Here is a 23,726-nt window from a genome sequence, read left to right on the forward strand (position 1 = left end):
CTTATGTGTATGGTCTCGACTTTAGAGATTCCGCAAATGGCCTAAAAGCGGTAATTTGGAAGGCTCGTGCTTCCCGTTCGGAACGTCAGAGGAATCCAGTCACATGCGCGATATCGATCTGAAAACGCTGCGTCTCTTCGTGACGGTCTGCGAGCACCAGAACATCGCGCGCGCGGCGCACGAGGCGCATATCGAACCATCCGCGATCAGCAAGCGCATCGCGCAACTGGAAGCATCGCTCGGCGTGCCGTTGTTGTCGCGCTCGCGGCGCGGCGTCGAACCGACGCCCGCGGGCATCGCGCTGCTCGAACACGCGCGCAGCGTGCTGTTCACGATGGAACGCATCGCCAACGACGTCGCCGCGTTCGGCGGCGGTCTCATGGGGCGCGTGAGCATTTGCGCGTCGGCATCGGCGATTGCGGAAGCGTTGCTCGACGATATCGCGTCGTTCATGCGCGAGCCGTCCAACAAGAACATCAAGGTCGATGTCGAAGAACGGCTATCGAACGATCTCGTGCGGCAGTTGCGCGAAGGCGTGGCGTCGGTGGGCGTGTGCTGGGACAGCGTCGATCTGCACGGGCTGCAACATCGCGCTTATCGGCACGACCGGCTCGCGCTCGCGGTGCCGGCGGATCATCCGTTCGCGAAGCGGCGTTCGGTGAGCTTCGAGGAATCGCTGGAATTCGAGCACGTCGGTCTGCCGCCCGCGACCGCCGTGCATACGATGCTTCAGCGCGCGGCGGCGCAAGCGGGCAAGTCGATGTCGTATCGCGTGATCGTGTCGAGTTTCGATGCGGCGTTTCGCGTCGTCGCGGCGGGGCTCGGCATCAGCGTCGTGCCGATGGAAGTCGCCGGAACGTATCGGCAGGCGCTCGGCATCGAAGCCGTGCCGCTCTCCGATGCGTTCGCGAAGCGCCGCTTCGTCGTATGTTTTCGCGACTTCGAGGCGTTGCAGCCGGCCGCGAGGCGGCTCGTCGAGCATCTCGAAACGCGTGCGGCGCGTTAGGCGGGCGCGTCGCAGAACACGGTTTGCGTGTCCTTTTTCTCGATCGTCAGATTCACCGAACGCGCGCCGCCCGGGCGCGTGCAATGCGGCTTGCCCGCGGGCACGGTCAGCAATTGCCCGGCGCGCAATTCGACGGCGCCTTCCTCGAACTCGATGACGAGCGTGCCTTCGACCGCCACGAAAGTCTCGTCGGAGTTCGGATGAAAGTGCCATCGATACGGCGCGTCCATCACGCTGACATGGACGTCGTGATCGTTGACGTTCGCGATGACGCGATTCATGTAGCCATCGCGCGCGGCATCGGCGATGGCTGCGTAGTCGATTGTGCTGTTCATCGTTTCAGGCTAACGCCGCGCGCGAATCGGCACAAACGAATCGTTTTGACTTTCATGTGAGCGCGATTCACACGCCTGCCGCGTTCGCGTGCCCCATGATCGCCGAGATATTGCCGATGGCCGGTTGCGCGTACCGCACCGGCGGCGCATCGGGCGGCAGCGGCGCGGGGCCGGAATCCGTCGCGTGCGCATAGACCGGCAGCGGCGGCGCACTCTGCACGCTCGATGCGACCGGGAACACCGGCCCGCCCACAATGCCCACGCCGATGAACGGATGCGCCTGCGCCACCGTCACGAGGCCAAGGAGTTTCACGCCCACCATCACATGTCGGATCGTCTTCATTTCTCGTCTCCCGCGCTGCGTTGTTCGTCGATGGAGGCATTCTGCGCGGCGAAAATGAGCAAAGAATGAGAGCGCGGCGGGCGTCAGACCATGTGAACTACACTTTCGAGACGTCACGATGCGTTCCACGGTCCCTTCATGCAAAGCCGATTCACCGCGATTCTCGTCGCCCTCACCGCCGCCGCGCTCTTCGGCGCGACCACGCCCATCGCGAAAGCGCTGCTCGGCCCGATGCCGCCGTTCATGGTCGCGGGCCTGTTCTATCTCGGCAGCGGCGTCGGCCTCGGCGCGATTCTGCTCGCGCGCGGAATCTGGCGCGAAAAAACCGAAGGCATGCGCGCTCGGGAAATCGCATGGCTGTGCGGCGCGATCGCGTTCGGCGGCGTCGCCGGGCCGGCCTTGCTGATGCTCGGCCTGACCAGCACGCCCGCCGCGACGAGCTCGCTCTTGCTCAATCTCGAAGGCGTGCTGACGGCGGCGATCGCGTGGATCGTCTTTCGGGAAAACGTCGATGTATCCGTGTTTCTCGGCATGGCCGCGATCGTCGCGGGCGGCGTCGTGCTCGCGTGGGAACCGGGCGCCGCCCATGCGACGACCGGCGCGATCCTGATCGCCCTGGCGTGCCTGTGCTGGGCCATCGACAACAATCTGACGCGCAAGATCTCGACCGCCGACGCAATGGTCATCGCCTGCGCGAAAGGGCTCGTCGCGGGCGCGACGAATCTCGGCATCGCATTCGCGATGGGCGCGCACTTGCCCGCGCCGCCTATCGTCATCGCCGCGATGGCGACGGGCTTCGGCGGCTACGGCGTGAGCCTCGTGCTGTTCGTGATCGCGTTACGGCATCTCGGAACGGCGCGCACCGGCGCGTACTTCTCGGTCGCGCCGGTGTTCGGCGTCGCGCTCTCCCTCGCGATCTGGCCGCAAACGCCGGGCATGCCGTTCTGGATCGCCGCCGCGCTGATGACGCTCGGCGTGTGGCTGCACGTACGCGAACGGCACGAGCACGAGCACACGCACGAGCGCCTGGAACATACGCATCGGCATGTGCATGACGAGCATCATCGGCATACGCACGACTTTCCGTATTCCGGCGACGAACCGCACACGCATCCGCACGCGCATCTGCCAATCACGCACTCGCACGCGCACTTCCCCGACATTCACCACCGGCATTCGCACAAGCGCGGCTAGAACACCTTGCCGGGATTGAGCAGGCCGTGCGGATCGAGCGATGCCTTGATCGCGCGCATCGCCGCGATATCGGCTGCGCGGCGCGCGAGATGAAGATATTCGCGCTTCTTCACGCCGATGCCGTGCTCCGCCGAAATCGATCCTTCGAACTCGCGCGTGACGTCGTAAATGACGGCATCGACATCGTCGTGATCCTGCTTTCCCCGGCCGGGAATATCCACGACGATGTGAATGTTGCCGTCGCCGAGATGGCCGTAGGTCATCACGATGGCGCCCGGCCAGCGCGCGCGCAGACGCGCTTCGCATTGCGCGGCCGCATCGCCGACTTGCGCGATCGAAAAGCTCACGTCGTACGCCGCGTAGTTCGGGATGAAGCGATCGTATTCGCCGGGCGCATCGCGGATCGCCCAGAAATCGCGCGCGTGCGCTTCGTTCGATGCAATGGCCGCGTCCGTCACGATGCCCGCTTCGAGCATGCCGCCGAGAAATTCCTCGAACGCTTCGCCGTGCCGCGCGGGATCGGTGCCGACGCTTTCCAGCAGCACGTAGAACGGATGCGCATCGGCGAGCGGCGCGCGCAGGTTTTTCAGATTCGCGATGACCGTATCGTGATAGCCGGCCCACATCACTTCGAACGCGGACACGCCCGGCGCGAGGCTCGCCTGCGCGCGCGTGAGCAGCGTCGTCACCGCGGCGAAATCGGGCAGGCCGCACCATGCGGTCGCGGTCGCCGTGGGCTTTGGACGCAAGCGCAGCACGACCCGCGTGATGACGGCGAGCGTGCCTTCGCTGCCGATCAGAAGATGACGCAAGTCGTAACCGCTGTTGTTCTTGATCATCTTGTTGAGCCCGCCGACGATCTCGCCGCTCGCGAGCACCGCTTCGACGCCGAGCACCTGATCGCGCATCATCCCGTACTTGATGACGCGGTTGCCGCCCGCGTTCGTCGCGAGATTGCCGCCGATGGAACAACTGCCGCGCGCGCCGAGATCGAGCGGAAAGTAGAAGCCCGCCGCGCTCGCCGCTTCCTGCACGACTTGCAGCGGCGTGCCGGCTTCGACGGTCATCGTCCCCGAGATTGCGTCGATCTCGACGATGCGGTTCATGCGGTCGAGACTCAGGCTCACTTCGCCGCCGAGCAGATTCGCGCCGCCGACGAGTCCGGTCAATCCGCCTTGCGTGACGACCGGCTGCTTGTGCGCCGAGCAGATGGCGAGCGCCTGCGCGACTTCATTCGTATCGCGCGGACGGATGATCGCGAGCGGCGTCGCGCCGGGCATGCCGCTCCAGTCGGCGACGCGCCGGTCGCCGAATTCGTCGGGCAGCGCCACGACCTGTGCGCCGAGCGCTTCACGCAATGCCATCACTGCTTCGCTTACTGCCATGCGTCGTCTCCTTCGTTGTTTCGGTTCGGTATCGGATGCGATAGTTTGAACCAAAACGCGCGAGAATTATTGGCAACGATTCGGGAGAAACGCGACGATGGAACGGGCAGACTACGAAAGCGCGCTGGCACAACTGGTCGGCGCGGCGCAACTGGTTGCGTCGGGCGCGGATAAAGATCGGCGCGCGCAGGCGTTCGAGATGCTGGCGTTTTATCGGCTGCGTCAGGGACGAATCGGGGAAGCGGGCGCGCTCGTCACGTCGAACGACGAGCTTTTCAAGGACACGGCGATCGCCGCGCTCACGATGGCGGGCCGCAAGGAATTTCTCGCCGCCGCCGCGTTGCTCGAACAGGCGCGCGGACTGTTGACGAACTGAACTACGCAAGCGCGAGGAAATTGCGCACCACCGCCGATGGATCGTCGCGCCGCGACGCCAGCGCGAGCCGCGCGCGCAAGCCTCGCGCGACGATCGGACGGTAGACGACGCCCGCGACGCGCACCTGCGTGATCGCCTTCGGCACGATCGATATGCCGAGCCCCGCCGCCACGAGCGTCACCGCCGACGCCATCTGCGGCGCGGGTTGCGCGAGACGCGGCTCGAAACCCGCCGCGGCGCATGCGGCGACGATGTCGTCGAACAGCGTGCCGCCCGCCGCGCGCGGCACTTGCACGAAGGGTTCGTCGATCAGTTCCGCCAACTCGATGCGCCGGCGCGAAGCCAGCCGATGACCGACAGGCAAGGCGACGAACATCGGCTCGTCGTCCCAGTCATGCTGCTGCACGACGTCCGCGACGCGACGCTCCGGACGAACGATGGCGACATCGAGCTGCCCCGCTTCGATCTCGTCCAGCAGCACGCCGGAAGCGGCTTCGTGCAGCGTCAGTTCCGCATCGGGATACGCTTCGCGAAATTTGCGGATCAGCGCCGACACGCGCTCGTTGAACGCCGCCGTGCCCGTGAACCCGACGCGCAAATGTCCGGTTTCACCCCGCGCCGCGCGTTGGGCCGCTCGCGCTGCGCGTTGCGCGTCGTCGAGCACGCGGCGCGCTTCGTCGGCGAACACGCGTCCGGCCAGCGTCAGTTCCGCGCCGCGCGCGGTGCGCTTGAACAACACGACATCGAGTTCCTGCTCCAGCGCTTTCACTTGCTGGGAAAGAGGCGGCTGGCCGATGCCGAGCATCTCGGCGGCCTTCGTGAAATTCGCGGTTTCGGCCACGGCCAGGAAATAACGCAGATGCCGAAGCTCCATTTTCTTTTTCCTTTTGCATGAACACGATCGAGCCAGTGCTAAAAGATATCGCCGGGCATACTTTCATATATTGGACATATGAGCGCGCATTGGCAAGAATGAATCCGGTTACTTCTCAACCGGCGACGCCCATGTCCTCCCCTTCGATTTCACCGTCGGCGACCCACGAACGCACCGCCGCGATGCGCCCGCTTCCCAGCGGCATTTCTCCTGCTTCGGCCGCGTATCGGCGCATCGCGCTCGCGCTCTTTCTCGCGGGCTTCTCGACGTTTTCGCTGCTCTATTGCGTCCAGCCGCTGCTTCCGGCGTTCGCGCGCGAGTTTCATATCGGCGCGGCGGCGAGTTCGCTGTCGCTGTCGGTTTCGACCGGATTTCTCGCGGTGTCCATTCTGTGCGCAGGCGCGTTGTCCGAGCGCGTCGGGCGGCGCGGGCTGATGTTCACATCGATGACATCGGCGGCCTTGTTCAATCTGCTGGCGGCGAGCGCGTCGAACTGGGACGCGATGCTCGTATGGCGCGCGCTCGAAGGCTTCGCGCTTGGCGGCGTGCCCGCCGTCGCCATGGCGTATCTCGCCGAAGAAATCGCAGCCGAAGGGCTCGGCTTCGCGATGGGCCTTTACGTCGGCGGCACGGCTTTCGGCGGCATGATCGGGCGGATCGGCATGAGCGCGCTCGGGGAATATTTCTCGTGGCGCACGGCGATGTGGACGATCAGCGTCATCGATCTGATCGCGGCCATCGCATTCGTGATGCTGCTGCCGCCGTCACGGCGTTTCGTCAAACGCACCGATCTCACGCTTCGGCATCATTTTCAGCTGTGGAAAGCGCAATTGCTTCACGGACTTCTGCCGCTCGTGTTCGCCATCGGCTTTCTCGCGATGGGCGCGTTCGTGACCGTGTACAACTACGCGGGATTCCGTCTTGTCGCGCCGCCGTTCAACCTGAGCGCGACCGCATGCGGCCTGATCTTCGGCGCGTATCTGTTCGGGATGGTGTCGTCGTCGACGGCGGGCGCGCTTGCCGACAGGTTCGGACGAGCGCCGGTTCTCGTCAGCGGTGTCGTGCTGTTCGCTCTGGGTCTCGCGCTGACGCTTTCGGGCGCGCTCGTGACGATCATCGTCGGCATCGTGCTCGTGACGATCGGCTTCTTCGTCACGCATTCGGTCGCGAGCGGATGGGTCGGGCAACTCGCCGGCAGTGCCAAGGGTCACGCGGCATCGCTCTATCTGCTCGCTTACTACGTCGGGTCGAGCGTGCTCGGATCGATCGGCGGATCTTTCTGGCAGCACGGCGGATGGCTGGCCGTCGTGGGCTATGTCGGCGTGTTGCTCGCGGTTTGTCTCGTGGTGGTGAGCCGCATCGTTCAGAAGCGCGACATCCGGTAGCGCTAGAACAACTCCGTTTCGAGCGGGAGCAGGTTGATCCATTTCACGGCGGTGCGCCGCTCCACGCCGTCGTCATGAATCGACCGTATCATCACGCGCTGGCCGCGCGCCTCCCCGAGAACTTCGACGATCCGGTTGCGATATCGCGCAAGCGAGCCGCGTAATGGCTTGCGCTTCCTGCTCTTGCGGGGAGAAACTGCGGGCATGGACGTGACAACGATTTATGACGGCCACATCATAACGATGCTCACGCCTGCACTCAAATATTCAACCTCCTCACTGCGGCCCGCCACACCATGCGTCGAATCACTGTCCGGACATCGCCCGTTCATGGCCGGGGCGTTTTCGCTCTCGCCGACCTTCCCACGGGCGCGCTGCTGCTCGAATACAAGGGTCTGCGCCTGTCGTGGAAGGAGGCGCAGCGCATGCACGCGAAATCGAACGCGGAAGAGGGTCATACCTTCCTCTTCGGTCTCGATGACGGCACGGTCATCGACGGCGCGCGCGGCGGCAATTCCGCGCGCTGGCTCAATCATAGTTGCGCGCCGAACTGCGAAGCGGAGCAGGACGGCGAGCGCGTGTTCATCCGCGCGATCCGGCCGATCGGCAAAGGCCAGGAGTTGTTCATCGATTATTGCCTGACCGTCGATGGCCGGCGCACCGCGGCGCTCAAGCGGCTCTATGCGTGCCGGTGTCTCGCGTCGGGTTGCCGTGGAACGATGCTTTCGCACAAATAGGGATTGCACCGCGAGACACCTGGCCTGCACATGACGGACACCTACTCCGGCGATATCGAACGCCTGCCCCGCGAGCGCATCGACGAGATGCTCACGAACGTCGCGAAGGGCGACGAACAGGCGTTCGCCGAGTTGTATCGCGCGACATCGGCGCGAGTGTTCGGCGTGATCGTGCGCATGATCCGCGATCGCGGCGAAGCCGAAGACCTGCTGCAGGAAGTGTTCGCCACGGCCTGGCGTCGCGCGGATACCTTCGATCCGGCACGCGGCAGCGCGATGACATGGCTCGTCGCGCTCGGGCGCAATCGCACGATCGACCGCATGCGTCAGCATCGCGAAGAACTGCTTGGCGAAGGCGATGCGCCCGACATCGCCGACGAAGCGCCCACGCCCGCGGCCGCGGCGGAATCGAGCGAGGAACGGCGGCGGCTCGAATCGTGTCTCGACCGGCTGGAGCCGCAGCAGAAGAGCGCGATCCGCGAGGCGTTCTTCACCGGCGCGACGTACAACGAACTGGCGCAAAGGCTCGCCGTGCCGCTCGGCACGATGAAAAGCTGGATTCGCCGCAGCCTGATGCAGCTCAAGACCTGCCTCGAACAATGAACACGCCCGCTCGCGACGACGACGATCTGCGCTGCGCCGAATATGCGCTCGGCGTGCTCGACGCGCACGAACGCGCAGCGCTCGAAGCGGACGTGTCGCGCGATCCCGCGTTGCGGCACACGCTCGATGACTGGCAGCGACGTCTTGCCCCGCTCGCCGACGATGTCCGCGCGATCGCGCCGCCGCCGCGCGTGTGGACGCGCATCCGCCGCGATCTGGGATTCATCGCGCCGCAGCCGAAACGCGAACGCTGGCGCGACAGCCTGAACGTGTGGCGCTGGCTGACGATCGGCGCGAGCGTCGCCGCGCTCGTCCTGCTCGGCGTGACCTTCACCTTGCTGCGGCAAGCCCCGCAAACGCCGACGACGGCAGCCGTCTCCGGCGAGTACATGGTCGCGTCGATCGCGCGCAAGGACGGCGTCGTGCACTGGACCGCGACCGTCGATGTGCGGCGCGCGCGCATGGTCGTCGTGCCCGCGTCGCACGTCACGATCCCCGCGAATCGCGCGACGGAACTGTGGCTGATTCCGCCGAACGCGAAGCCGATTGCCCTCGGCGTCTTCCCGCCCGATCGTCCCGCGACGATGACGCTGCCGCCCGAGATCGTCGCGCAACTCAGCGCGCAGGCCGTGCTCGCCGTATCCGACGAACCCCCCGGCGGCTCGCCGACGGGCGCCCCGACCGGACCCGTGCTCGCAACCGGCCAGATGCGTTCGACCTGACGATCGATCGCATCGCGACTCTCGCACAGCGAACGTCCATCTTTCGTTCGCTGCATCCAATCGCACTCGGCATCCGTATGACTCGGTGAACGCCTGTTCGCGGAGCCGCCATGCCTTTCATCGTCACCGTGCTCGTCGTCGTCAGCGGATTCGTGCTGGTCTTTTTCGCCGCGTGGCTCTGGCAGTTGCGCACGGAAAACGCGGGCATGGTCGATCCGCTCTGGGCCGCTTCGCTCGGCGCGGCCGCGCTCGTCATCGCCGCGTGCGGGACAGGCGCGACGGTCAATCGCGTATGCGTCGCGGCGGGCGGCGGGCTCTGGAGCGCGCGGCTCGCGCGGCATCTGTGGCGGCGCAATCGCGGCAAGCCGGAAGACACGCGCTATCGCGCGTTTCGCGAACGCTGGGGCGAACACGCCGCGCGCAACATGCTCGGCTTCTTCCAGTTGCAGGCGTTCATTTCGATGCTGCTTGCCATCGCGTTCTTCGTGCCCGCCTATGCGCGCGAGGCGGCGAGTCCGCTGTGCATCGCGGGATTCGCCGCCGTGTGGATCGTCGCGGTCGCGGGCGAAGCGGCGGCCGATCGTCAACTCAAGCGCTTCGCCGCCGATCCCGCGCATCGCGGAAAAGTGTGCCGCGATGGCTGGTGGCGCTATTCGCGCCATCCGAATTACTTCTTCGAATGCGTGCATTGGCTCGCGTACGCGGTGCTCTCGATCGGCATGCCGCGGGGCTGGGCGACGCTCGCGCCGCCCGTGCTGATGGCGTGGCTGCTGCTGAAGGTATCGGGCATTCCGATTCTCGAAGCGCATCTCGCCGATACGCGCGACGGCTATCGCGACTACATGCGAACGACGAGCGCGCTGATTCCGTGGCCGCGTAAACGCGCATGAACAAAGCAAGGACACGCCGATGAACATCACCGCCCGCGATACCTCATCCGCGCCCGCCGCACCCGCCGACATGCCCGCGCTCGACGAAAGCCGCATCATTCGCGCGTGCGAGCGCGGCCTCGTGCCTGATGCGCTCGTGCGCGCCGGCATGCGCCTGCTGATCCGTCAGCGTCTCATCGACGAATATGCGAACGACAACGCGCAACGCACGCAGGCGTTTGAGCGCTTTCTGAACGAACTGCGCGCGAGCCCGATCGCGATCGATACGCACGCCGCCAACGCGCAGCATTACGAGCTGCCCGATGCGTTCTTCGAAGCGCACCTCGGCCCGCGCCTGAAGTACTCGTGCGGTCTGTACCCGCGCGGCGACGAAACGCTCGCGCAAGCCGAACTCGCGATGCTCGAACGCTATGCCGAGCGCGCGCAACTCGCCGATGGTCAACGCATCCTCGATCTCGGCTGCGGCTGGGGCTCGCTCGCGCTGTGGATGGCGGAGCGTTATCCGCGCGCACAAATCGTCGCGCTGTCTAATTCGGGCGGGCAACGCGCGTTCATCGAAGCGAGGGCGCAACAGCGCGGCCTTCGCAACTTGCGCGTCGTGACGGGCGATGTCGTCGATTTCGATTTCGCGCACGACGAGACGCCGTTCGATCGCATTCTGTCGATCGAAATGTTCGAGCACATGAAGCATTACGGCCTGTTGCTCGCGAAGATCGCGCGCTGGCTCGCCGATGATGGACGACTTTTTGTCCACCACTTCGCGCACGCGACGCTTGCGTATCACTTCACATCGCGCGACGGCGGCGACTGGATGTCGCGCTATTTCTTCACCGGCGGCACGATGCCATCCGCGTCCTTGCTGCTGCACTTTCAGGACGATTTGCGCGTCACACGTCAGTGGTGGATGAACGGCACGCACTACGCGCGCACGGCGAATCAATGGCTCGCGAATCTCGATGCCGCTCGCGATCGCGTCATGCCGATGCTGCGCGACGTCTACGGCGATGCGGCCGCCATCTGGTTTCAGCGCTGGCGCATGTTCTACATGGCGGTGGCCGAGTTGTTCGGCTACGCGCGCGGCCGCGAATGGGGCGTCGCGCACTATCTGTTCGAGAAGCGTCCGATAAAGGTGATGCCATGACAAACACGAAGCGGGCGCTCGTCGTGGCGCTGGTGGCGGCCGGCGTCGTCGTGGCGGTGGCGAGCTGTTCGAGTCCGCCGAATCCGAATCCGCGAGCGAACCGACCGCTCGAAACCGTTGCCGTGGACGTGCCGCGCTACATGGGGCGCTGGTATGTCATCGCGAATATTCCGTACTTCGCGGAACGCGATTTCGTCGGCACGCATGTCGAATGGTCGCTGCGCGCGGACGGAAAAATCGACGACGTCTTTTTCGGCCGCAAGAACGGCTTCGAGCAAGAGGAAACGACGCATCGTTTCGTCGATACCGTGAAGCCCGGCAGCAACGGCGGCGAATGGAGCGTGCAACTCTTCTGGCCGATACGCGTGACGCAACTCACGCTCTACGTCGATCCGGATTATCGCTACACGATCCTCGGCTATCCGAACAGAAAGCTCGGCTGGATCTTCTCGCGCGAGCCGGCGATGAGCGACGACATCTATCGCTCGATGCTCGCGCGCCTCGACGCGATGGGCTACGACACCGCGCGTTTTAGCCGCGTGCCGCAATCGCCGGAGCAGATCGGTCAGCCGGGATTTCAAAGTCCCGGTCAGCGCGACTGAAGCAGCGCGGCGCGCGTGCATCCGCGCGCGCGTCTTTCTCGTATTTGATCTCGCACTCGTCTGGAACAGCCACGTCCACGCGGCGCGAGGAGACCTTTTGGCGCGAGGAGACCGCCCGTCATGGAATCATCGACAAAAGAAAGACAGCAGCGCATCGCGGTGATCGGCGCGGGGATCGCCGGTCTCGCGAGCGCGTATCTGCTCTCGCGCGCGCATCGCGTGACGCTTTTCGAAGCCGCCGATTATCTCGGCGGCCATACGCATACCGTCGATGTCGCGCTCGACGGCGTGCAGCATCCCGTCGATACGGGCTTTCTCGTGTTCAACGACCGAACGTATCCCAATCTCATCGCGCTGTTCGATGAACTCGGCGTCGCGGCGCATCGCAGCGACATGACGTTTTCCGTTTCGCTCGACGGCGGACGCTTCGAATGGGCGGGCACAAACCTCAACACCGTGTTCGCGCAGCGGCGCAATCTCTTCTCGCCGTCGTTCATCGGCATGCTGCGCGACATTCTGCGCTTCAATGCATCGGCTCATAGGCAGCTCGAACGCGTGAGCGCGACGCGCTGCTCGGTCGGCGAACTGCTCGTCGAGGGCGGATACGGCGCGCCGTTTCAGCGCCACTATCTTCTGCCGATGGCCGCGGCGATCTGGTCGAGCGCCGCGCACGACATCCTGCGCTTTCCCGCCGCCACGTTCCTGCGCTTCTGTCTCAATCACGCGCTATTGCAGGTGAACGGCCGGCCGCCGTGGAAGACCGTCGCGGGCGGCGCGCGCGAGTATGTGCGGCGCATCGCGGCCACGCTCGACGACGCACGCACGCGCGCGCCCGTGCGAGGCGTGCGCCGCGACGACAACGGCGTCACCGTGATGACCGACGATGCCGGTCCCGAGCGCTTCGATGCCGTCGTGCTCGCGACGCACGCACCGACGAGCCTGCACCTCATCGACGACGCATCCGCCGACGAGCGCGCAGTGCTCGGCGCCGTGCGGTATCAGCGCAACGTCGCGGTGCTGCATACGGATTGCGCGCTCTTGCCGCGCCGCCGCCGCGTGTGGTCGGCGTGGAACTACATCGGCGCGCGTGCGGCGCTTGCGCGCGACGCGGCCGCGCCCGTCTGCGTGAGCTATTTGCTCGATCAGCTTCAGCCGCTTCCTTTCAGGACGCCGGTCATCGTCACGCTCAATCCCGTCGATGAACCCGCGCCTCGCACGCAACTCGGCCGCTACGAATACGAACATCCGCTCTTCGATCTCGCCGCCATCGATGCTCAGGCGCGTCTGCCGCGCATTCAGGGCGTGCGCCGGACGTGGCACGCGGGCGCGTGGACCGGCTACGGCTTTCACGAAGACGGCCTGAAATCGGCGTTGCGCGTCGCGCGCGATTTCGGCGTCCAGCCGGCATGGGCGCGACCATGAAGACGGCGCAATGGCTGACGGGCCGCGTGATGCACGAGCGGCTGCGTCCGGCGCGGCATCGCTTCGAGTATCCGGTGCGCTACGTGCGTTGCGACGTCGCGCGTCTCGACGCGTTGCGCCGTGCGTGGTTCGGCATCGACCGCATTCGGCCGCTCGCGCTGTTTCGATGCGATTACGGCCCGCGCGAACACTGCGATCTCGATCTATGGATGCGGGCGTGCCTCGCGCAGTCGCGCATTCCCGCCGACGGCGAAATCCATCTTCTGACGATTCCGCGCGTCTTCGGCTACGCGTTCAATCCGGTGAGCTTCTGGTTCTGTCATGACCGCGCAGGCGCGTTGCGCGCGCTTTACGCCGATGTGCGCAACACCTTCGGCGAGCATCGCGGCTATTTGCTGAGCGCGCAGGATCATGCGCCGATCGTCGAAGACACCGTGCTCGTCTGCCGCAAGACGCTGCACGTTTCGCCCTTTTGCGATGTCGCCGGCGACTACGCGTTTCGCGTGCGGCAGCGTGGCGACCGCTTGAGCATCTCGATCGATTATCGCGACCGCGACGGGCTGCTGCTGCGCACCGCGATCGGTCTCGTTGCGCAGCCGCTCACCGGCGCGCTCGCGTGTCGCACGCTCTTGTGCGCGCCGCTCTTCGCCGCGGGCGTCGCCGCGCGCATTCACTGGCAGGCGCTGCGGCTGTGGATGAAGCGCGTGCCTTTTTACGGCAAGCATCCACCGACGAGGGACGAGACGGGACCATGAACCTGCTGCGATCTTTCTCCGCGACATCGGCGATGCCGATGTCCGCGCGGATCTTTCTCGGCCTTCTGCGTCGCATCAGCGTCGGACATCTCGTGCTCGTCATGCCGGATGGCGGGCGCTCTGTGTTCGGCGATCCGCTGATGCAACCAGCCGCGCTTCTTTTCATCCGCGACTGGCGCGCGTGCCGGGCGATTCTGCGCGCGGGCGACATCGGCTTCGCGCGGGCGTATCGGGCGCAATGGCTCGATACGCCCGATCCGTGCGCCCTGCTGCGGCTCGCGATCCGCAACGAGACGGCGCTCGCGCGCACGGTCGCGGGCGGCTTTGTCGCGCGGTGCTGGCACAACGTGCGGCATCGTCTGCGCCTGAATACGCGCGCGGGGAGCCGCCGCAACATTCACGCGCATTACGACATCGGCAACGCGTTCTACGGGCTCTGGCTCGATCCGACGTGGACGTATTCGAGCGCATGGTTCGATGGCGACGCCGGTCTTCCGCTCGAAGCGGCGCAGGCACGGAAGTATCGGCGCATCGTCGATACGCTCGGACTCACGGCGGGGATGCGCGTGCTGGAGATCGGCTGCGGCTGGGGCGGCTTCGCGCGGCACGCGGCGCGTCTCGGCATACGCGTGCACGGCGTGACCGTTTCGACCGCGCAGCATGCGTTCGCCGTGGAACGCGTGGCGCGCGAAGGTTTGAGCGGGCTTGTCGATATCGAACTGCGCGACTATCGCGATGTGTATGGACAGTACGACGCGGTGGTGTCGATTGAAATGTTCGAAGCCGTGGGCGAACGGTTCTGGCCGGCGTATTTCCGCGTGCTGCGCCGCTGTCTCGCGCCGGGCGCGAAGGCGCTCGTGCAGTCGATCACCATCGACGATGCGCGCTTTGCCGCGTATCGCGCGTCGAGCGACTTCATCCGCGAGACGATCTTTCCGGGCGGCATGCTGCCGAGCCCGGAGCGCTTCGCACGCGCGGCGCGGCGCGCGGGACTCGATGCACGCGCGACGCTTTCGTTCGGCGCGGATTACGCAAGGACGCTGAGGTGTTGGCGAGACGCGTTCGAGATGCACGCCGATGCAGTCCGCGCGCAAGGATTCGATGAAGCCTTCGTGCGGACGTGGCGGCTGTATCTGGCTTATTGCGAAGCGGGCTTCGACGAGGCGCGCACCGATGTCATGCACTTTGTGGTGTGGCGGGAGGGGTGAGGACGTCGATCGGGCGAAAAAAAGCCCCGACCCTGTCGGGGCAAAGGTACGAGACCACCTTGTAGCGTTGCAGCTACCCGGCGAGCATAGGCGACTGCGCGCGCACTTCCCACCAGTAAAGTCCGAAACCTCACGCGCGACTTCAGAATCGGCGGACGTTGCCGATAACACACGCACACGTCCACCAGGCATCGCCGCCACCGCACACGATGAATCGCGCCCCATCCGACAGTTCGCTCCAGGCCGCTTTCCTGCGGCACGAAGACACACTCGCGCCGCCCGAGCGCGCGCTCGGCGAGGACGATCACGCCGTCTATCGCACGCTGCTCGAATCGACCAAGGCGATTCCGTGGAAGATCGACTGGGCGACGATGGAATTCGCCTACATCGGCCCGCAGATCGAGGCCTTGCTCGGCTGGGCGCCGTCGTCGTGGAAAACGGTCAACGACTGGGCCGAGCGCATGCATCCCGACGACCGCGAAGCAGTCGTCAACTTCTGCGTCTCTCAATCGAAGGCGGGCACGGATCACGAAGCGGATTACCGCGCGCTCACCCGCGACGGCGGCTACGTGTGGCTGCGCGATGTCGTGCACGTCGAGCGCAACGAGAAAGGCGAGGTCGAGGCGCTGATCGGCTTCATGTTCGATATCAGCGAACGCAAGCGCACCGAAGAAAAGCTCGCGCAAATGCAGCGCGAACTGGAACGCCTGTCGTTCAGCGACAGCCTGACGGGCGTCGGCAACCGCCGCCGCTTCGACGACGTGATGGCGCGCGAATGGCATGCCGCGAAGGATTCGGGCAAGCCGCTGTCGCTCGTGATGATCGATATCGACTTCTTCAAGTCGTACAACGATTACTACGGCCACGTTCAGGGCGACGAGTGTCTGAAGCGCATTGCGCGCGTGCTCGGCGAGGCGGCGGGTCCGCAGCACTTTCTCGGCCGGTTCGGCGGCGAGGAATTCGCGCTGATTCTCGCCGATACCGACGCCGAATCCGCGATACGCGTCGCGGAGCGTTGCCGCGCGCTGATCGCCGAGGAAGCGATTGCGCACGTGCGCTCGCCGCACGATCAGCGAGTGACGGCGAGCTTCGGCGTGGGCACCGTCGTTCCGGGCGAGCGCATGGACGTGACGGCGTTCATCAATCTGACCGACGCGCAGTTGTATCAGGCGAAGGACAACGGCCGCAACCGCATTGCGGCGGTGGATCGCGCGGGCATGCAGGGCGAAGGCTTCAAGGCGCAGTCGCGCTGAAACGTCAGACGCGTCCCGTCACCGGAATCGCCGCGCCCGTGATGCATTGCGCATCCGGCGAAAGCAGGAACGCGATCACCGCGCCGAGCGCTTCGGGCCGCACCCAGCGGGAGAAATCGGCGTCGGGCATGTCGCGGCGATTCGGCGCGGTATCGATGATCGACGGCAACACCGCGTTCACCGTCACGCCCGTGTCCTTCAACTCTTCGGCGAGCGCTTCGGTCAGGCGCAACAGCGCGGCCTTCGATGCCGCGTAAGCGCCCATCCCCATGCCCGCTTTCATCGCCGCGAGCGCGCCGACATTGACGATGCGCCCGCCTTCCTTCGCGCCCAGTTGCGCGAGCGCGGCCTTCGATGCGTTGAGCGCGGTCTTCACGTTGACATCGAACATCGCTTGCCAGGTGTCGGCGCTGCCGTCCGCGACCGTTTCCCAGGCGAATGCGCCGGCGACGTTCACGAGCGCATCGAGGCCGCCCGTCCGCTGAACGACCGTATCGATGGCTTGTTGCGCCGATTTCGCATCCGTCAGATCGATGCCGGTCACGATGCACGCGTCGCCGAGCGGCGCGGGCAACGCTTCCGACGCCGCGCCGTGGCCGATCAGCGCGACCCGCGCGCCGCGTTGCGCGAGCACGCGCGCCGTCGCGAGTCCGAGACTGCCGAAGCCGCCCGTGATGGCGACGATCTTTCCTTCGAGGCTGTTCATGACGTTGTCGCTCCCTTCGATGGCGCCTGATGAAGCATAGGACGGAACGCGGCGATCTTCAGGGCGCGTGTCGCGGATCGCGTTTCACCGCGCGCTGGACCGCGAACACGGCTACCGCCGTCGTCGTGCCGGTGACGAGCACGCCATACAAGCCCAGCAACATCGACAAGGCTCGCCCGATGCCCGTCGTCGCGACGACATCGCCGTATCCGATGGTCAGCGCCGTCACGCCGCAGTAATAGACGGTTGCGCCGAACGAAACGCGCGCGTGCGTCGCGGTTTCGACGGGCGCGCCGAGCCAGAACATCGCCGCGCAGAGCGCGAAGAACGCCATCAGCAGCGTGCCGAGCAGCGAGCGCAAATGCCACAGCGCGCGGATGAACTCGACCGTCACCTCGCGTGAATTGATCGTTTCGACCTTGAAGAGTTTCGTGATGCTATTCATTCGGAATGGACCTGCGGCGCGTGAACGAAAGCCGTCATCCTACCTTCGCCCGCATCGGCCCGAAGCATCCGGGCGCGTTATTCAGCCAGCGCCGATCTCGCCTTTCCGGACGCCTTCGCGCCGCTTTCGGCGGCCGTCAGGTCGTATCCGGATTTCGCGTCTTCATGGCCCGAGCGCCGATCGCGCGACACGCTCGAATCCCGCCCGATGCGCCTTCGCGAGCGCCGATGCCGTCTCGCGAAGCGCCGCGCGATCCATCGCCCGCGCTTCGTGCATGGCGGGGTGCAATTCGGCGATGCTCACCACACCCGGCGCGCCCGCGATCTCCCACGTCGAGGCGTACGCGCGCTGCTTGGCCGCGTCCGCGTGCGCGATATTCACGCGCGGCAAGCCGTACGCCATCGCGACGATCCGGCCATGCAGGCTGCTGCCCGCGTAACCGTCGCTTTTCGCGATCAGCGCGCAGATGTCCCAGACGTCGAGCGAATCGAAGATCGTCACCGACGGATGGCGCATACGCGCCGCCATGCGCTCGTAGACCGCGATGTCGTCGTGCCACGGCGCCGCGCCCGCGCGAAACAGCGCGATGCCCAGTCCCGTCGATGCGCCGATCAGATCCAGTTGATGCGCGATTTGCGCGAGCGTCGCGTCGTCGCCGAAATCCGCGCTGAACTGGACGGCCAGATAACCGCGCGGGAACGCGCGGCATGCGCCGGCGCGCGTCCGGATGCGCGCGTCGAAAAGCTCGGCGACCATCGATGCCGGATCGGGGACGAGGCGCGCGTCGATTCCCGCGCGCTTCAGGAAGGCTTGCGTGTGCGTGTCTCGGACGCTGATGTCATCGGCTGAACGGAGCTTGGCCAGCACTTCGGCCTGAAACGCGGCATCGCGGGCGTCGAGCGTCGCGCCGCCGATCGCATCGAAGGAAATCGACGCCGCTCGCGGAAACATCTCGCGGCCGATGACGTACGGCGCGAGCGCGTCCATGCCGAGTTCGGCGCGCGCCCACGCGTTTCGATCCGCCGCGCGCGACTCGTATCGGGGGATGCAGGCTTGCGCTTCGTCGGGATGCTTCAGCATCACGGCGGCTTCCCACGCGTCGCACGTCAGCAACTCGCCGCCCGCGTGGATCAGCACGACGGGCTCGTCGCGCCAGCGCGCGGCCAGTTGCGAAAGCGCGGCGACGCCGTGGCCGCCGTGCGCGCGCAGTTCGCGCCGCGCGCATCCGGCGAATATCGGTTCGACGTTCGGACGGCGTTCAGCGAGCAAGGCCGCGACGACATGCGCGAACAACATGTCGCCGAAGTTATGCCGGTCGAACGCGCCGAACACGATGATCCGCCGATTGCTTCCCATCCGAACGCACCTCACGATCCGCTCATTCTGCACGTTCACACTTCGTTCACACGATCACGCCGTCACGCGCGTGATGCCGCCGCTCGACAGCAAACGCACGCGCTGGCCGGCGTAGAACATCTGGCCATCGGCGGCCTGGGTGATCGCGCGCAAATCGCCGTTGTCGAGACGCACGGTGATTTCGAGTCCCTTCTGCCGTTCGAGATGATCCTGAATTTGATCGCCCGCGACCGCGCCCGCAATGCCGCCGATCACGCCGGCGAGCAGCGAGCCGTGTCCTTCTCCGACCGCGCTGCCCGCCACCGCGCCGAGCAGGCCGCCACCGATCGCGCCGAACGGAGCCGGATGGCCGTCGTTGTTCTCGATCGTCACGCCGCGCACGCTTTCGACGGTCGCCATACGCACCGTTTCCTCGTGTTGCGTCTGCATGCTGTCGTAGATGTCGGCGGAACTTCCCATCGATGCGCAACCGCTCATGCCCACCGTGCAGGCGACGGCCAAAGCGCAGACCGCGATAGTCGACTTGTTCATGTTCTTGCTCCTCAGATCGGACGATGTCTTGTTGGTTTCGGCTCGCGTTTCGCGTATCGCGTTGCCATGCAAAGCATCGTAAAGAGGCCGAATGAGCGCTGAATGAGCCGGCGCGACGCGCTTGACCTGCATGATTGAAGCGCTTATACAGGACTCTCATCGCTCGCGACCGGAGTGCAGAATGACAAGAAACGCAATTCCCTTCGTGGTTTGCGCCATCGCTCTCGCTGCATGTTCCACCGGCGGTTCCAACTCCGCGCCGCCGCCCGGCGCCGTTACGACGACGCTACCTTCGGGCGGCGTCTACAAAGGCTCGCTCACGGGCAGCACGGCGCAAGCCACGCTTCTCATGCTTTTCGACGGCACAGCCTATCTCTTCTACGCAAGCGCGGGCGGCGCGGGACTCGCGGGCGTCGCGGTCGCGAAGAACGGCAAGCAATCGGGCGATGGCCGCTTCATCAGCGACGCCGCATTCGACTATCGCGTGGGCAAGGCGCCTGCGTCGGCGGCCGTTTTCAGCGTGAACTTCGCGCGCGCGCCCGCCGTCGATGGAACTGTCGCGAACAAGGACGGCGGCGCGGGGCTCGCGTTTTCCGCCAACGCCGCGCCGATGCTCGACATCGCGCCGAGCCGCGCCAACGCGGGCGGCCTGTACAGCGGACGCGGCATGTCGCTCGGCGGAACGACGCAGACGCGCATCACGGTCGCGGGCGACGGCTATCTCGCCGGCACGACGACATCCGGCTGCATCTTCAAAGGCACGACGGCGCCGCACCAAGGCGCGAACGCCTACGACGTCTCCGTGACCTTCGGCCCCGCGCCCTGCCCGCTTCCCGATACGACCGTGACCGGTCACGCGGTGCTCGACGGCGCGCGTCTACTCGTCGCGTTGCCGAGCCCGGACCGCACCGACGTCTTTCTCTTCGACGGCCGGAAATAGATGCCGCATGCAACCGCGCGCCGCAGCGAAACTTAGTCATCCGCTGCTTACTTAAGCGATTTCTATCCTAAGATTGTTTTCATTGCCGAAGCGTCGTGCGATGCGCGCGTCGGCGGAAGTGGCCGTGTTTTGTTCAGTGCAATTCCGAGAGCACCTTTTGCTTTGCATGGAACCGGACGGCGCCACCGAAACGTCCGCTCCGGTTATTAACAACAACAGGAGACAAACCGGATGAACGCAACGTTCAAGCTTTTGCCGTTGGCCGTCGGCGCGATGATCGCCTGCGTGCCGCACGCGAACGCCGCGCAGGACAACATCAACGCGCTTTCGAATTTCCGGCAGACGGGCAATGCCGCACCGCCGGAAACCATTCCGCAAGCTGGCCAGACGGCCGATGCGCTGCGCAAGAATCTCGAGCAGATCAAATTGCCGCCCGGCTTCAAAATCGAGCTATACGCCGTCGTGCCCGAGGCCCGCGCGATGACGATCGAGCCTTCGACGGGCGTCGTGTTCGTCGGCAGCCGCAAAAATCGCGTGTGGCAGGTGACTGACCGGACCAAGCAACGCGTAGCGAGCGATGTCGTGCAGTTTGCGTCGTCGGTGACGTTCAAGGTGCCCAATGGCGTCTGCTTCTCGCCGGACGGCGTGCTCTACGTGGTCGAGCAGAACCGCGTGCTCGGCTTCCCGGCGGCGCAGTTCTTCGGCGAAGGCGGACCGGATGTCGCCGCGGCGGTCGTCGTCCCGCAGGGCAAGCTGATCCCGACGCAGTTCGAAAGCTTCAATCACGGCGCGCGCTACTGCCGCGTCGGGCCGGACAAGAAGCTGTACATCGCGCTCGGCCAGCCGTGGAACGTACCGCCGAAAGACAAGCTCGCCGAACTCGACAGGAATGGGCTCGCGGGCATCATCCGTCTGGATCAGGACGGCAAGAACCGCGAAGTCTACGCGCACGGCGTGCGCAATTCTGTCGGTCTCGATTTCAATCCGAAGGACAAGACGCTCTGGTTCACCGATAACCAGGTCGACGGCATGGGCGACGACACCCCGCCGGGCGAGCTGAATCGCGCGACCAAGGGCGGCGAGAACTTCGGCTTTCCGTGGTACGGCGGCGGCAAGGTGCGAACGGTGGAATACAAGGACCAGAATCCGCCGGCGGGTCTCGTGTTTCCGCAGGTCGAGTTCGCCGCGCATGCCGCCGATCTCGGCATGTCGTTCTACAACGGGAAGATGTTCCCGCAGAAGTATCAGGGCGGCATCTTCGTTGCGGAGCACGGCTCGTGGAACCGCACGAAGCCGATCGGCGCGCGCATCATGTTCACGCCGATCAAGGACGACGGCACCGCAGGCGAGGCGGAAGTCTTCGCGGAAGGCTGGCTGACGAGCAGCGGTGAGTACATGGGCCGTCCCGCCGACGTGCAGATGCTGCAAGACGGCTCGATGCTCGTCTCCGATGACTACGCGGGCGCGATCTATCGCATTTCGTATTCGGGGGCCAAATGAGGGTCGCGCTGACGGCGGCGGTGCTCGCGGGCGTTCTGGCGGCGGGCGCTTCCGCGTCGTTCGCCGCCGGCGACATCAAAGCCGGGCGCGCGAAGGCGACGGCGTGCGCGGCGTGTCATGGCATCGACGGAATGTCGAAACTGCCGGAAGCGCCCAATCTCGCCGGGCAGACGGAGGAATATCTCGTGAAGGCGCTCAACGATTTCCGCACGGGCGAGCGCAAGAACGAAATGATGTCGATGATGGCGAAAACCTTGTCCGACGCGGACGTCGCCAATCTGGCCGCCTACTATCACAGCCTCGGCAAGCAGTGACCGCCGCCGATGTGTTGCAAATTTGCTGCGGTCGATTACCGATTGCGATTTTTTTTGTTTTAGGTGTTGACGTGGCGGCTTAAGGGTTTATACTAACACCTGTCTCCTCCATGTCTCAACCGATGTGGATTCAAGCCCGCTCAACTGAAGCGGGCTTTTTTTTTGGCCTAATTTTCTGGCCGCTTCACCGCTCGTCCGGCATGTCGCCGCGCAATTCGGCCTCGATCTGGTCGATCGAAGGCAGGGTCGTCTCTAGCGATGCCGGAACTTCACGCAGCAGCTGATATTCGGCGACGCCCATCGGCTTCGCGACGCCGCGCAGCGCATATTCGGCGACCAGCCGGTTCTTCTCCTTGCACAGCAAAAGCCCGATCGTCGGCTGATCGTCGGGCGCCTTCAGTTGCGCATCGACAGCGGAGAGGTAGAAATTGAGCTGGCCGGCGTATTCGGGCTTGAACGGCGTCGTCTTCAGTTCGACCACCACGTAGCAGCGCAGCTTCAGGTGATAGAACAGCAGATCGATGAAGAACTCGTCGCCGCCCACATCCAGCCGATACTGCCGTCCGACGAACGCGAAGCCTGCGCCCAGCTCCAGCAGAAAGCGCGTGATGTGCTGCGTGAGCGCCTGTTCGATATCGCGTTCCTGCGCGTTTTCGGCGAGTCCGAGGAAATCGAAGATGTATGGATCCTTGAGCGCGTCGCGCGCCAGATCGGATTGCGGCGGCGGCAGGCGCTCGTCGAAATTGGTGACCGCGCTGCCGCTGCGCGTGTGCGCGGCGGTTTCGATCTGCATCACGAGAATCTGGCGCGACCAGCCGTGCTCCAGCGCCTTCGCCGCGTACCAGCTTCGATCGTCCTGATTCTTGAGCTTGTCGAGCAGCGTGCAGAGATGGAACCACGGCAATTGTGCAGCAGGCTGCTGCACGAATGCCTCGTCCGGCCACGCCTGCGCGAGCGCGCGCATGTATTTCAGATTGCGCGGTGAAAAGCCGCGCATGTCGGGAAACGCCGATTTCAGATCGCGCGCGAGCTGATCGATGACGCCCGCGCCCCAGCCCTGTCGCCGCTGACGATCGAGAATATCGCGGCCGATCTGCCAGTACAGCGTGACGAGCTCCCGGTTCGCGCTGGCCGCCGCCCGCTGGCGCGCGCGCTCGACACGCAGTTTCAGTTCGGCGAGCCAGCGCCGGTAATCGTCGTCCCAGAAGTTGGGAAGATTGGCGGTCATGCGGTTCCTGGTTCGACGCCGGTTGTCGTGGAACCGTCATTATCGGCGGATTCTGCTGCTGCGTCGGTTGGTCTCCTGACGCGCCCGTGGCGCCTGGCTTGGGGTTATCTTCCCAGGCTCTTCGGCCTCGATGCTTTATGTTGTCCACAGAAACTGGGCACAAGCCTGTGGATATCGTTTCAGATTTTGCTGCAACGCATTGATTCGACAACACTTACTTCCGCCGCCCAACGACGCGCCCCGCGCGCGCCGCCGTCGTCGTCGTCGTCAGTCGGCATTCGGCATGCACGACGCGAGCACCGCGTCGAAGCGATTCATCTCGATGCTGAAAATCGATTGCGGCGCGGTGGCGTTCAGTTCGTCCGCGGGGGATGTCGGCAGCGCCATCGCAATGGTGGCCGTCGCGAGCAGCGCAAGGACAACCGACAGGAACCAGGAAAGAACGATCATCGCCAACCTCGTCAAGTAAGACTCT

At 65.2% G+C, this 23,726-nt stretch carries 27 protein-coding genes; 17 read left to right on the forward strand and 10 right to left on the reverse strand.

Annotated elements, in window-relative coordinates:
• Positions 1-103: 103 nt before the first annotated feature.
• Positions 104-1,006: a LysR family transcriptional regulator gene (locus NCS00_RS24065; protein WP_250441179.1), complete on the forward strand. Its 903-nt coding sequence runs from the start codon at positions 104-106 to the stop codon at positions 1,004-1,006.
• Here the strand turns inward: NCS00_RS24065 and NCS00_RS24070 are convergent.
• On the reverse strand, positions 1,003-1,341 hold the full coding sequence (locus NCS00_RS24070) for a cupin domain-containing protein (RefSeq protein ID WP_250441180.1): 339 nt from the start codon (positions 1,339-1,341) through the stop codon (positions 1,003-1,005). The genes NCS00_RS24065 and NCS00_RS24070 overlap by 4 nt on opposite strands.
• Positions 1,342-1,408: 67 nt before the next feature.
• A complete protein-coding gene (locus tag NCS00_RS24075; RefSeq protein WP_250441181.1) occupies positions 1,409-1,684 on the reverse strand; it encodes a hypothetical protein in 276 nt (91 codons plus the stop codon).
• Between the two features lie 138 nt (positions 1,685-1,822).
• On the opposite strand from NCS00_RS24075, the gene NCS00_RS24080 reads away from it, so the two are divergent.
• The gene (locus tag NCS00_RS24080) at positions 1,823-2,878 is read left to right on the forward strand and encodes a DMT family transporter (RefSeq protein WP_175982066.1); all 1,056 of its coding nucleotides are present in this window, start codon (positions 1,823-1,825) and stop codon (positions 2,876-2,878) included.
• Here NCS00_RS24080 and NCS00_RS24085 read toward each other — a convergent pair.
• On the reverse strand, positions 2,875-4,263 hold the full coding sequence (locus tag NCS00_RS24085) for an FAD-binding oxidoreductase (RefSeq protein ID WP_250436985.1): 1,389 nt from the start codon (positions 4,261-4,263) through the stop codon (positions 2,875-2,877). The genes NCS00_RS24080 and NCS00_RS24085 overlap by 4 nt on opposite strands.
• Before the next feature lie 97 nt (positions 4,264-4,360).
• Here NCS00_RS24085 and NCS00_RS24090 point away from each other — a divergent pair, with 97 nt between their 5' ends.
• Positions 4,361-4,639: a hypothetical protein gene (locus tag NCS00_RS24090; protein WP_008347227.1), complete on the forward strand. Its 279-nt coding sequence runs from the start codon at positions 4,361-4,363 to the stop codon at positions 4,637-4,639.
• Position 4,640: 1 nt separating this feature from the next.
• On the opposite strand, the gene NCS00_RS24095 is transcribed toward NCS00_RS24090, so the two are convergent.
• Positions 4,641-5,513: a LysR family transcriptional regulator gene (locus NCS00_RS24095; protein WP_008347225.1), complete on the reverse strand. Its 873-nt coding sequence runs from the start codon at positions 5,511-5,513 to the stop codon at positions 4,641-4,643.
• Between the two features lie 131 nt (positions 5,514-5,644).
• On the opposite strand from NCS00_RS24095, the gene NCS00_RS24100 reads away from it, so the two are divergent.
• The 11 genes from NCS00_RS24100 (at position 5,645) to NCS00_RS24150 (ending at position 16,231) form a co-directional block, all read left to right on the forward strand.
• Complete coding sequence (locus NCS00_RS24100; RefSeq protein WP_250441182.1) at positions 5,645-6,898, forward strand: MFS transporter; 1,254 nt, start codon at positions 5,645-5,647, stop codon at positions 6,896-6,898.
• A 296-nt stretch (positions 6,899-7,194) separates the two neighbouring features.
• On the forward strand, positions 7,195-7,635 hold the full coding sequence (locus NCS00_RS24105; RefSeq protein WP_008347218.1) for an SET domain-containing protein: 441 nt from the start codon (positions 7,195-7,197) through the stop codon (positions 7,633-7,635).
• Positions 7,636-7,665: 30 nt separating this feature from the next.
• Positions 7,666-8,238, forward strand: coding sequence for a sigma-70 family RNA polymerase sigma factor (locus NCS00_RS24110; RefSeq protein WP_008347216.1), 573 nt, complete (start codon positions 7,666-7,668; stop codon positions 8,236-8,238).
• Complete coding sequence (locus NCS00_RS24115; protein WP_008347214.1) at positions 8,235-8,960, forward strand: anti-sigma factor; 726 nt, start codon at positions 8,235-8,237, stop codon at positions 8,958-8,960. The genes NCS00_RS24110 and NCS00_RS24115 overlap by 4 nt, the downstream gene beginning before the upstream one ends.
• A gap of 110 nt (positions 8,961-9,070) precedes the next feature.
• Positions 9,071-9,850, forward strand: a complete 780-nt coding sequence (locus NCS00_RS24120; protein WP_250441183.1) for a DUF1295 domain-containing protein — start codon at positions 9,071-9,073, stop codon at positions 9,848-9,850.
• A gap of 19 nt (positions 9,851-9,869) precedes the next feature.
• Positions 9,870-10,991, forward strand: a complete 1,122-nt coding sequence (locus tag NCS00_RS24125; RefSeq protein WP_250441184.1) for an SAM-dependent methyltransferase — start codon at positions 9,870-9,872, stop codon at positions 10,989-10,991.
• Positions 10,988-11,593, forward strand: coding sequence for a lipocalin family protein (locus NCS00_RS24130; protein ID WP_250436979.1), 606 nt, complete (start codon positions 10,988-10,990; stop codon positions 11,591-11,593). Before NCS00_RS24125 ends, NCS00_RS24130 begins: the two co-directional genes overlap by 4 nt.
• 120 nt (positions 11,594-11,713) lie before the next feature.
• The gene (locus tag NCS00_RS24135; RefSeq protein ID WP_250441185.1) at positions 11,714-13,015 is read left to right on the forward strand and encodes an NAD(P)/FAD-dependent oxidoreductase; all 1,302 of its coding nucleotides are present in this window, start codon (positions 11,714-11,716) and stop codon (positions 13,013-13,015) included.
• Positions 13,000-13,770, forward strand: a complete 771-nt coding sequence (locus tag NCS00_RS24140; RefSeq protein WP_250441186.1) for a DUF1365 domain-containing protein — start codon at positions 13,000-13,002, stop codon at positions 13,768-13,770. The genes NCS00_RS24135 and NCS00_RS24140 overlap by 16 nt, the downstream gene beginning before the upstream one ends.
• On the forward strand, positions 13,767-14,978 hold the full coding sequence (locus tag NCS00_RS24145) for an SAM-dependent methyltransferase (protein WP_250441187.1): 1,212 nt from the start codon (positions 13,767-13,769) through the stop codon (positions 14,976-14,978). The genes NCS00_RS24140 and NCS00_RS24145 overlap by 4 nt, the downstream gene beginning before the upstream one ends.
• A gap of 209 nt (positions 14,979-15,187) precedes the next feature.
• Positions 15,188-16,231 (forward strand): sensor domain-containing diguanylate cyclase, encoded by a 1,044-nt coding sequence (locus NCS00_RS24150; RefSeq protein ID WP_008347198.1) that lies wholly within the window; start codon positions 15,188-15,190, stop codon positions 16,229-16,231.
• Positions 16,232-16,235: 4 nt separating this feature from the next.
• Here NCS00_RS24150 and NCS00_RS24155 read toward each other — a convergent pair whose 3' ends face one another.
• From NCS00_RS24155 to NCS00_RS24170, 4 genes are all read right to left on the reverse strand, one after another.
• Positions 16,236-16,937 (reverse strand): SDR family NAD(P)-dependent oxidoreductase, encoded by a 702-nt coding sequence (locus tag NCS00_RS24155; protein WP_008347197.1) that lies wholly within the window; start codon positions 16,935-16,937, stop codon positions 16,236-16,238.
• A gap of 58 nt (positions 16,938-16,995) precedes the next feature.
• Positions 16,996-17,382 (reverse strand): potassium channel family protein, encoded by a 387-nt coding sequence (locus NCS00_RS24160; RefSeq protein ID WP_008347195.1) that lies wholly within the window; start codon positions 17,380-17,382, stop codon positions 16,996-16,998.
• Between the two features lie 162 nt (positions 17,383-17,544).
• Positions 17,545-18,738, reverse strand: a complete 1,194-nt coding sequence (locus NCS00_RS24165) for a polysaccharide pyruvyl transferase family protein (RefSeq protein WP_250441188.1) — start codon at positions 18,736-18,738, stop codon at positions 17,545-17,547.
• 54 nt (positions 18,739-18,792) lie between these two features.
• Positions 18,793-19,269: an outer membrane lipoprotein gene (locus tag NCS00_RS24170; RefSeq protein ID WP_175982076.1), complete on the reverse strand. Its 477-nt coding sequence runs from the start codon at positions 19,267-19,269 to the stop codon at positions 18,793-18,795.
• Positions 19,270-19,450: 181 nt separating this feature from the next.
• On the opposite strand from NCS00_RS24170, the gene NCS00_RS24175 reads away from it, so the two are divergent.
• The 3 genes from NCS00_RS24175 to NCS00_RS24185 all read left to right on the forward strand — a co-directional run bounded on the left by NCS00_RS24175 (position 19,451) and on the right by NCS00_RS24185 (position 22,023).
• Complete coding sequence (locus tag NCS00_RS24175; RefSeq protein ID WP_250436972.1) at positions 19,451-20,209, forward strand: hypothetical protein; 759 nt, start codon at positions 19,451-19,453, stop codon at positions 20,207-20,209.
• A gap of 231 nt (positions 20,210-20,440) precedes the next feature.
• Positions 20,441-21,709 carry a PQQ-dependent sugar dehydrogenase gene (locus NCS00_RS24180; protein WP_034472221.1) on the forward strand — a complete coding sequence of 423 codons (1,269 nt, stop codon included), beginning with the start codon at positions 20,441-20,443 and terminating at the stop codon, positions 21,707-21,709.
• Complete coding sequence (locus NCS00_RS24185) at positions 21,706-22,023, forward strand: c-type cytochrome (protein WP_008347185.1); 318 nt, start codon at positions 21,706-21,708, stop codon at positions 22,021-22,023. The genes NCS00_RS24180 and NCS00_RS24185 overlap by 4 nt, the downstream gene beginning before the upstream one ends.
• A 184-nt stretch (positions 22,024-22,207) precedes the next feature.
• Here NCS00_RS24185 and NCS00_RS24190 read toward each other — a convergent pair whose 3' ends face one another.
• Complete coding sequence (locus NCS00_RS24190) at positions 22,208-23,251, reverse strand: PDDEXK nuclease domain-containing protein (RefSeq protein WP_250441189.1); 1,044 nt, start codon at positions 23,249-23,251, stop codon at positions 22,208-22,210.
• A gap of 267 nt (positions 23,252-23,518) precedes the next feature.
• Positions 23,519-23,701: a hypothetical protein gene (locus NCS00_RS24195; RefSeq protein WP_175982079.1), complete on the reverse strand. Its 183-nt coding sequence runs from the start codon at positions 23,699-23,701 to the stop codon at positions 23,519-23,521.
• Positions 23,702-23,726 lie beyond the last annotated feature (25 nt).

It is taken from the genome of Caballeronia sp. AZ1_KS37, assembly GCF_023631165.1.
GTDB classification, from domain to species: domain Bacteria; phylum Pseudomonadota; class Gammaproteobacteria; order Burkholderiales; family Burkholderiaceae; genus Caballeronia; species Caballeronia zhejiangensis.

Excerpts from the sequence above, each read along its gene's own strand:
- NCS00_RS24065 (WP_250441179.1), top strand. The coding sequence starts at position 104 with ATGCGCGATATCGATCTGAAAACGCTGCGTCTCTTCGTGACGGTCTGC.
- NCS00_RS24070 (WP_250441180.1), bottom strand. The coding sequence starts at position 1,341 with ATGAACAGCACAATCGACTACGCAGCCATCGCCGATGCCGCGCGCGAT.
- NCS00_RS24075 (WP_250441181.1), bottom strand. The coding sequence starts at position 1,684 with ATGAAGACGATCCGACATGTGATGGTGGGCGTGAAACTCCTTGGCCTC.
- NCS00_RS24080 (WP_175982066.1), top strand. The coding sequence starts at position 1,823 with ATGCAAAGCCGATTCACCGCGATTCTCGTCGCCCTCACCGCCGCCGCG.
- NCS00_RS24085 (WP_250436985.1), bottom strand. The coding sequence starts at position 4,263 with ATGGCAGTAAGCGAAGCAGTGATGGCATTGCGTGAAGCGCTCGGCGCA.
- NCS00_RS24090 (WP_008347227.1), top strand. The coding sequence starts at position 4,361 with ATGGAACGGGCAGACTACGAAAGCGCGCTGGCACAACTGGTCGGCGCG.
- NCS00_RS24095 (WP_008347225.1), bottom strand. The coding sequence starts at position 5,513 with ATGGAGCTTCGGCATCTGCGTTATTTCCTGGCCGTGGCCGAAACCGCG.
- NCS00_RS24100 (WP_250441182.1), top strand. The coding sequence starts at position 5,645 with ATGTCCTCCCCTTCGATTTCACCGTCGGCGACCCACGAACGCACCGCC.
- NCS00_RS24105 (WP_008347218.1), top strand. The coding sequence starts at position 7,195 with ATGCGTCGAATCACTGTCCGGACATCGCCCGTTCATGGCCGGGGCGTT.
- NCS00_RS24110 (WP_008347216.1), top strand. The coding sequence starts at position 7,666 with ATGACGGACACCTACTCCGGCGATATCGAACGCCTGCCCCGCGAGCGC.
- NCS00_RS24115 (WP_008347214.1), top strand. The coding sequence starts at position 8,235 with ATGAACACGCCCGCTCGCGACGACGACGATCTGCGCTGCGCCGAATAT.
- NCS00_RS24120 (WP_250441183.1), top strand. The coding sequence starts at position 9,071 with ATGCCTTTCATCGTCACCGTGCTCGTCGTCGTCAGCGGATTCGTGCTG.
- NCS00_RS24125 (WP_250441184.1), top strand. The coding sequence starts at position 9,870 with ATGAACATCACCGCCCGCGATACCTCATCCGCGCCCGCCGCACCCGCC.
- NCS00_RS24130 (WP_250436979.1), top strand. The coding sequence starts at position 10,988 with ATGACAAACACGAAGCGGGCGCTCGTCGTGGCGCTGGTGGCGGCCGGC.
- NCS00_RS24135 (WP_250441185.1), top strand. The coding sequence starts at position 11,714 with ATGGAATCATCGACAAAAGAAAGACAGCAGCGCATCGCGGTGATCGGC.
- NCS00_RS24140 (WP_250441186.1), top strand. The coding sequence starts at position 13,000 with ATGGGCGCGACCATGAAGACGGCGCAATGGCTGACGGGCCGCGTGATG.
- NCS00_RS24145 (WP_250441187.1), top strand. The coding sequence starts at position 13,767 with ATGAACCTGCTGCGATCTTTCTCCGCGACATCGGCGATGCCGATGTCC.
- NCS00_RS24150 (WP_008347198.1), top strand. The coding sequence starts at position 15,188 with ATGAATCGCGCCCCATCCGACAGTTCGCTCCAGGCCGCTTTCCTGCGG.
- NCS00_RS24155 (WP_008347197.1), bottom strand. The coding sequence starts at position 16,937 with ATGAACAGCCTCGAAGGAAAGATCGTCGCCATCACGGGCGGCTTCGGC.
- NCS00_RS24160 (WP_008347195.1), bottom strand. The coding sequence starts at position 17,382 with ATGAATAGCATCACGAAACTCTTCAAGGTCGAAACGATCAATTCACGC.
- NCS00_RS24165 (WP_250441188.1), bottom strand. The coding sequence starts at position 18,738 with ATGGGAAGCAATCGGCGGATCATCGTGTTCGGCGCGTTCGACCGGCAT.
- NCS00_RS24170 (WP_175982076.1), bottom strand. The coding sequence starts at position 19,269 with ATGAACAAGTCGACTATCGCGGTCTGCGCTTTGGCCGTCGCCTGCACG.
- NCS00_RS24175 (WP_250436972.1), top strand. The coding sequence starts at position 19,451 with ATGACAAGAAACGCAATTCCCTTCGTGGTTTGCGCCATCGCTCTCGCT.
- NCS00_RS24180 (WP_034472221.1), top strand. The coding sequence starts at position 20,441 with ATGAACGCAACGTTCAAGCTTTTGCCGTTGGCCGTCGGCGCGATGATC.
- NCS00_RS24185 (WP_008347185.1), top strand. The coding sequence starts at position 21,706 with ATGAGGGTCGCGCTGACGGCGGCGGTGCTCGCGGGCGTTCTGGCGGCG.
- NCS00_RS24190 (WP_250441189.1), bottom strand. The coding sequence starts at position 23,251 with ATGACCGCCAATCTTCCCAACTTCTGGGACGACGATTACCGGCGCTGG.
- NCS00_RS24195 (WP_175982079.1), bottom strand. The coding sequence starts at position 23,701 with ATGATCGTTCTTTCCTGGTTCCTGTCGGTTGTCCTTGCGCTGCTCGCG.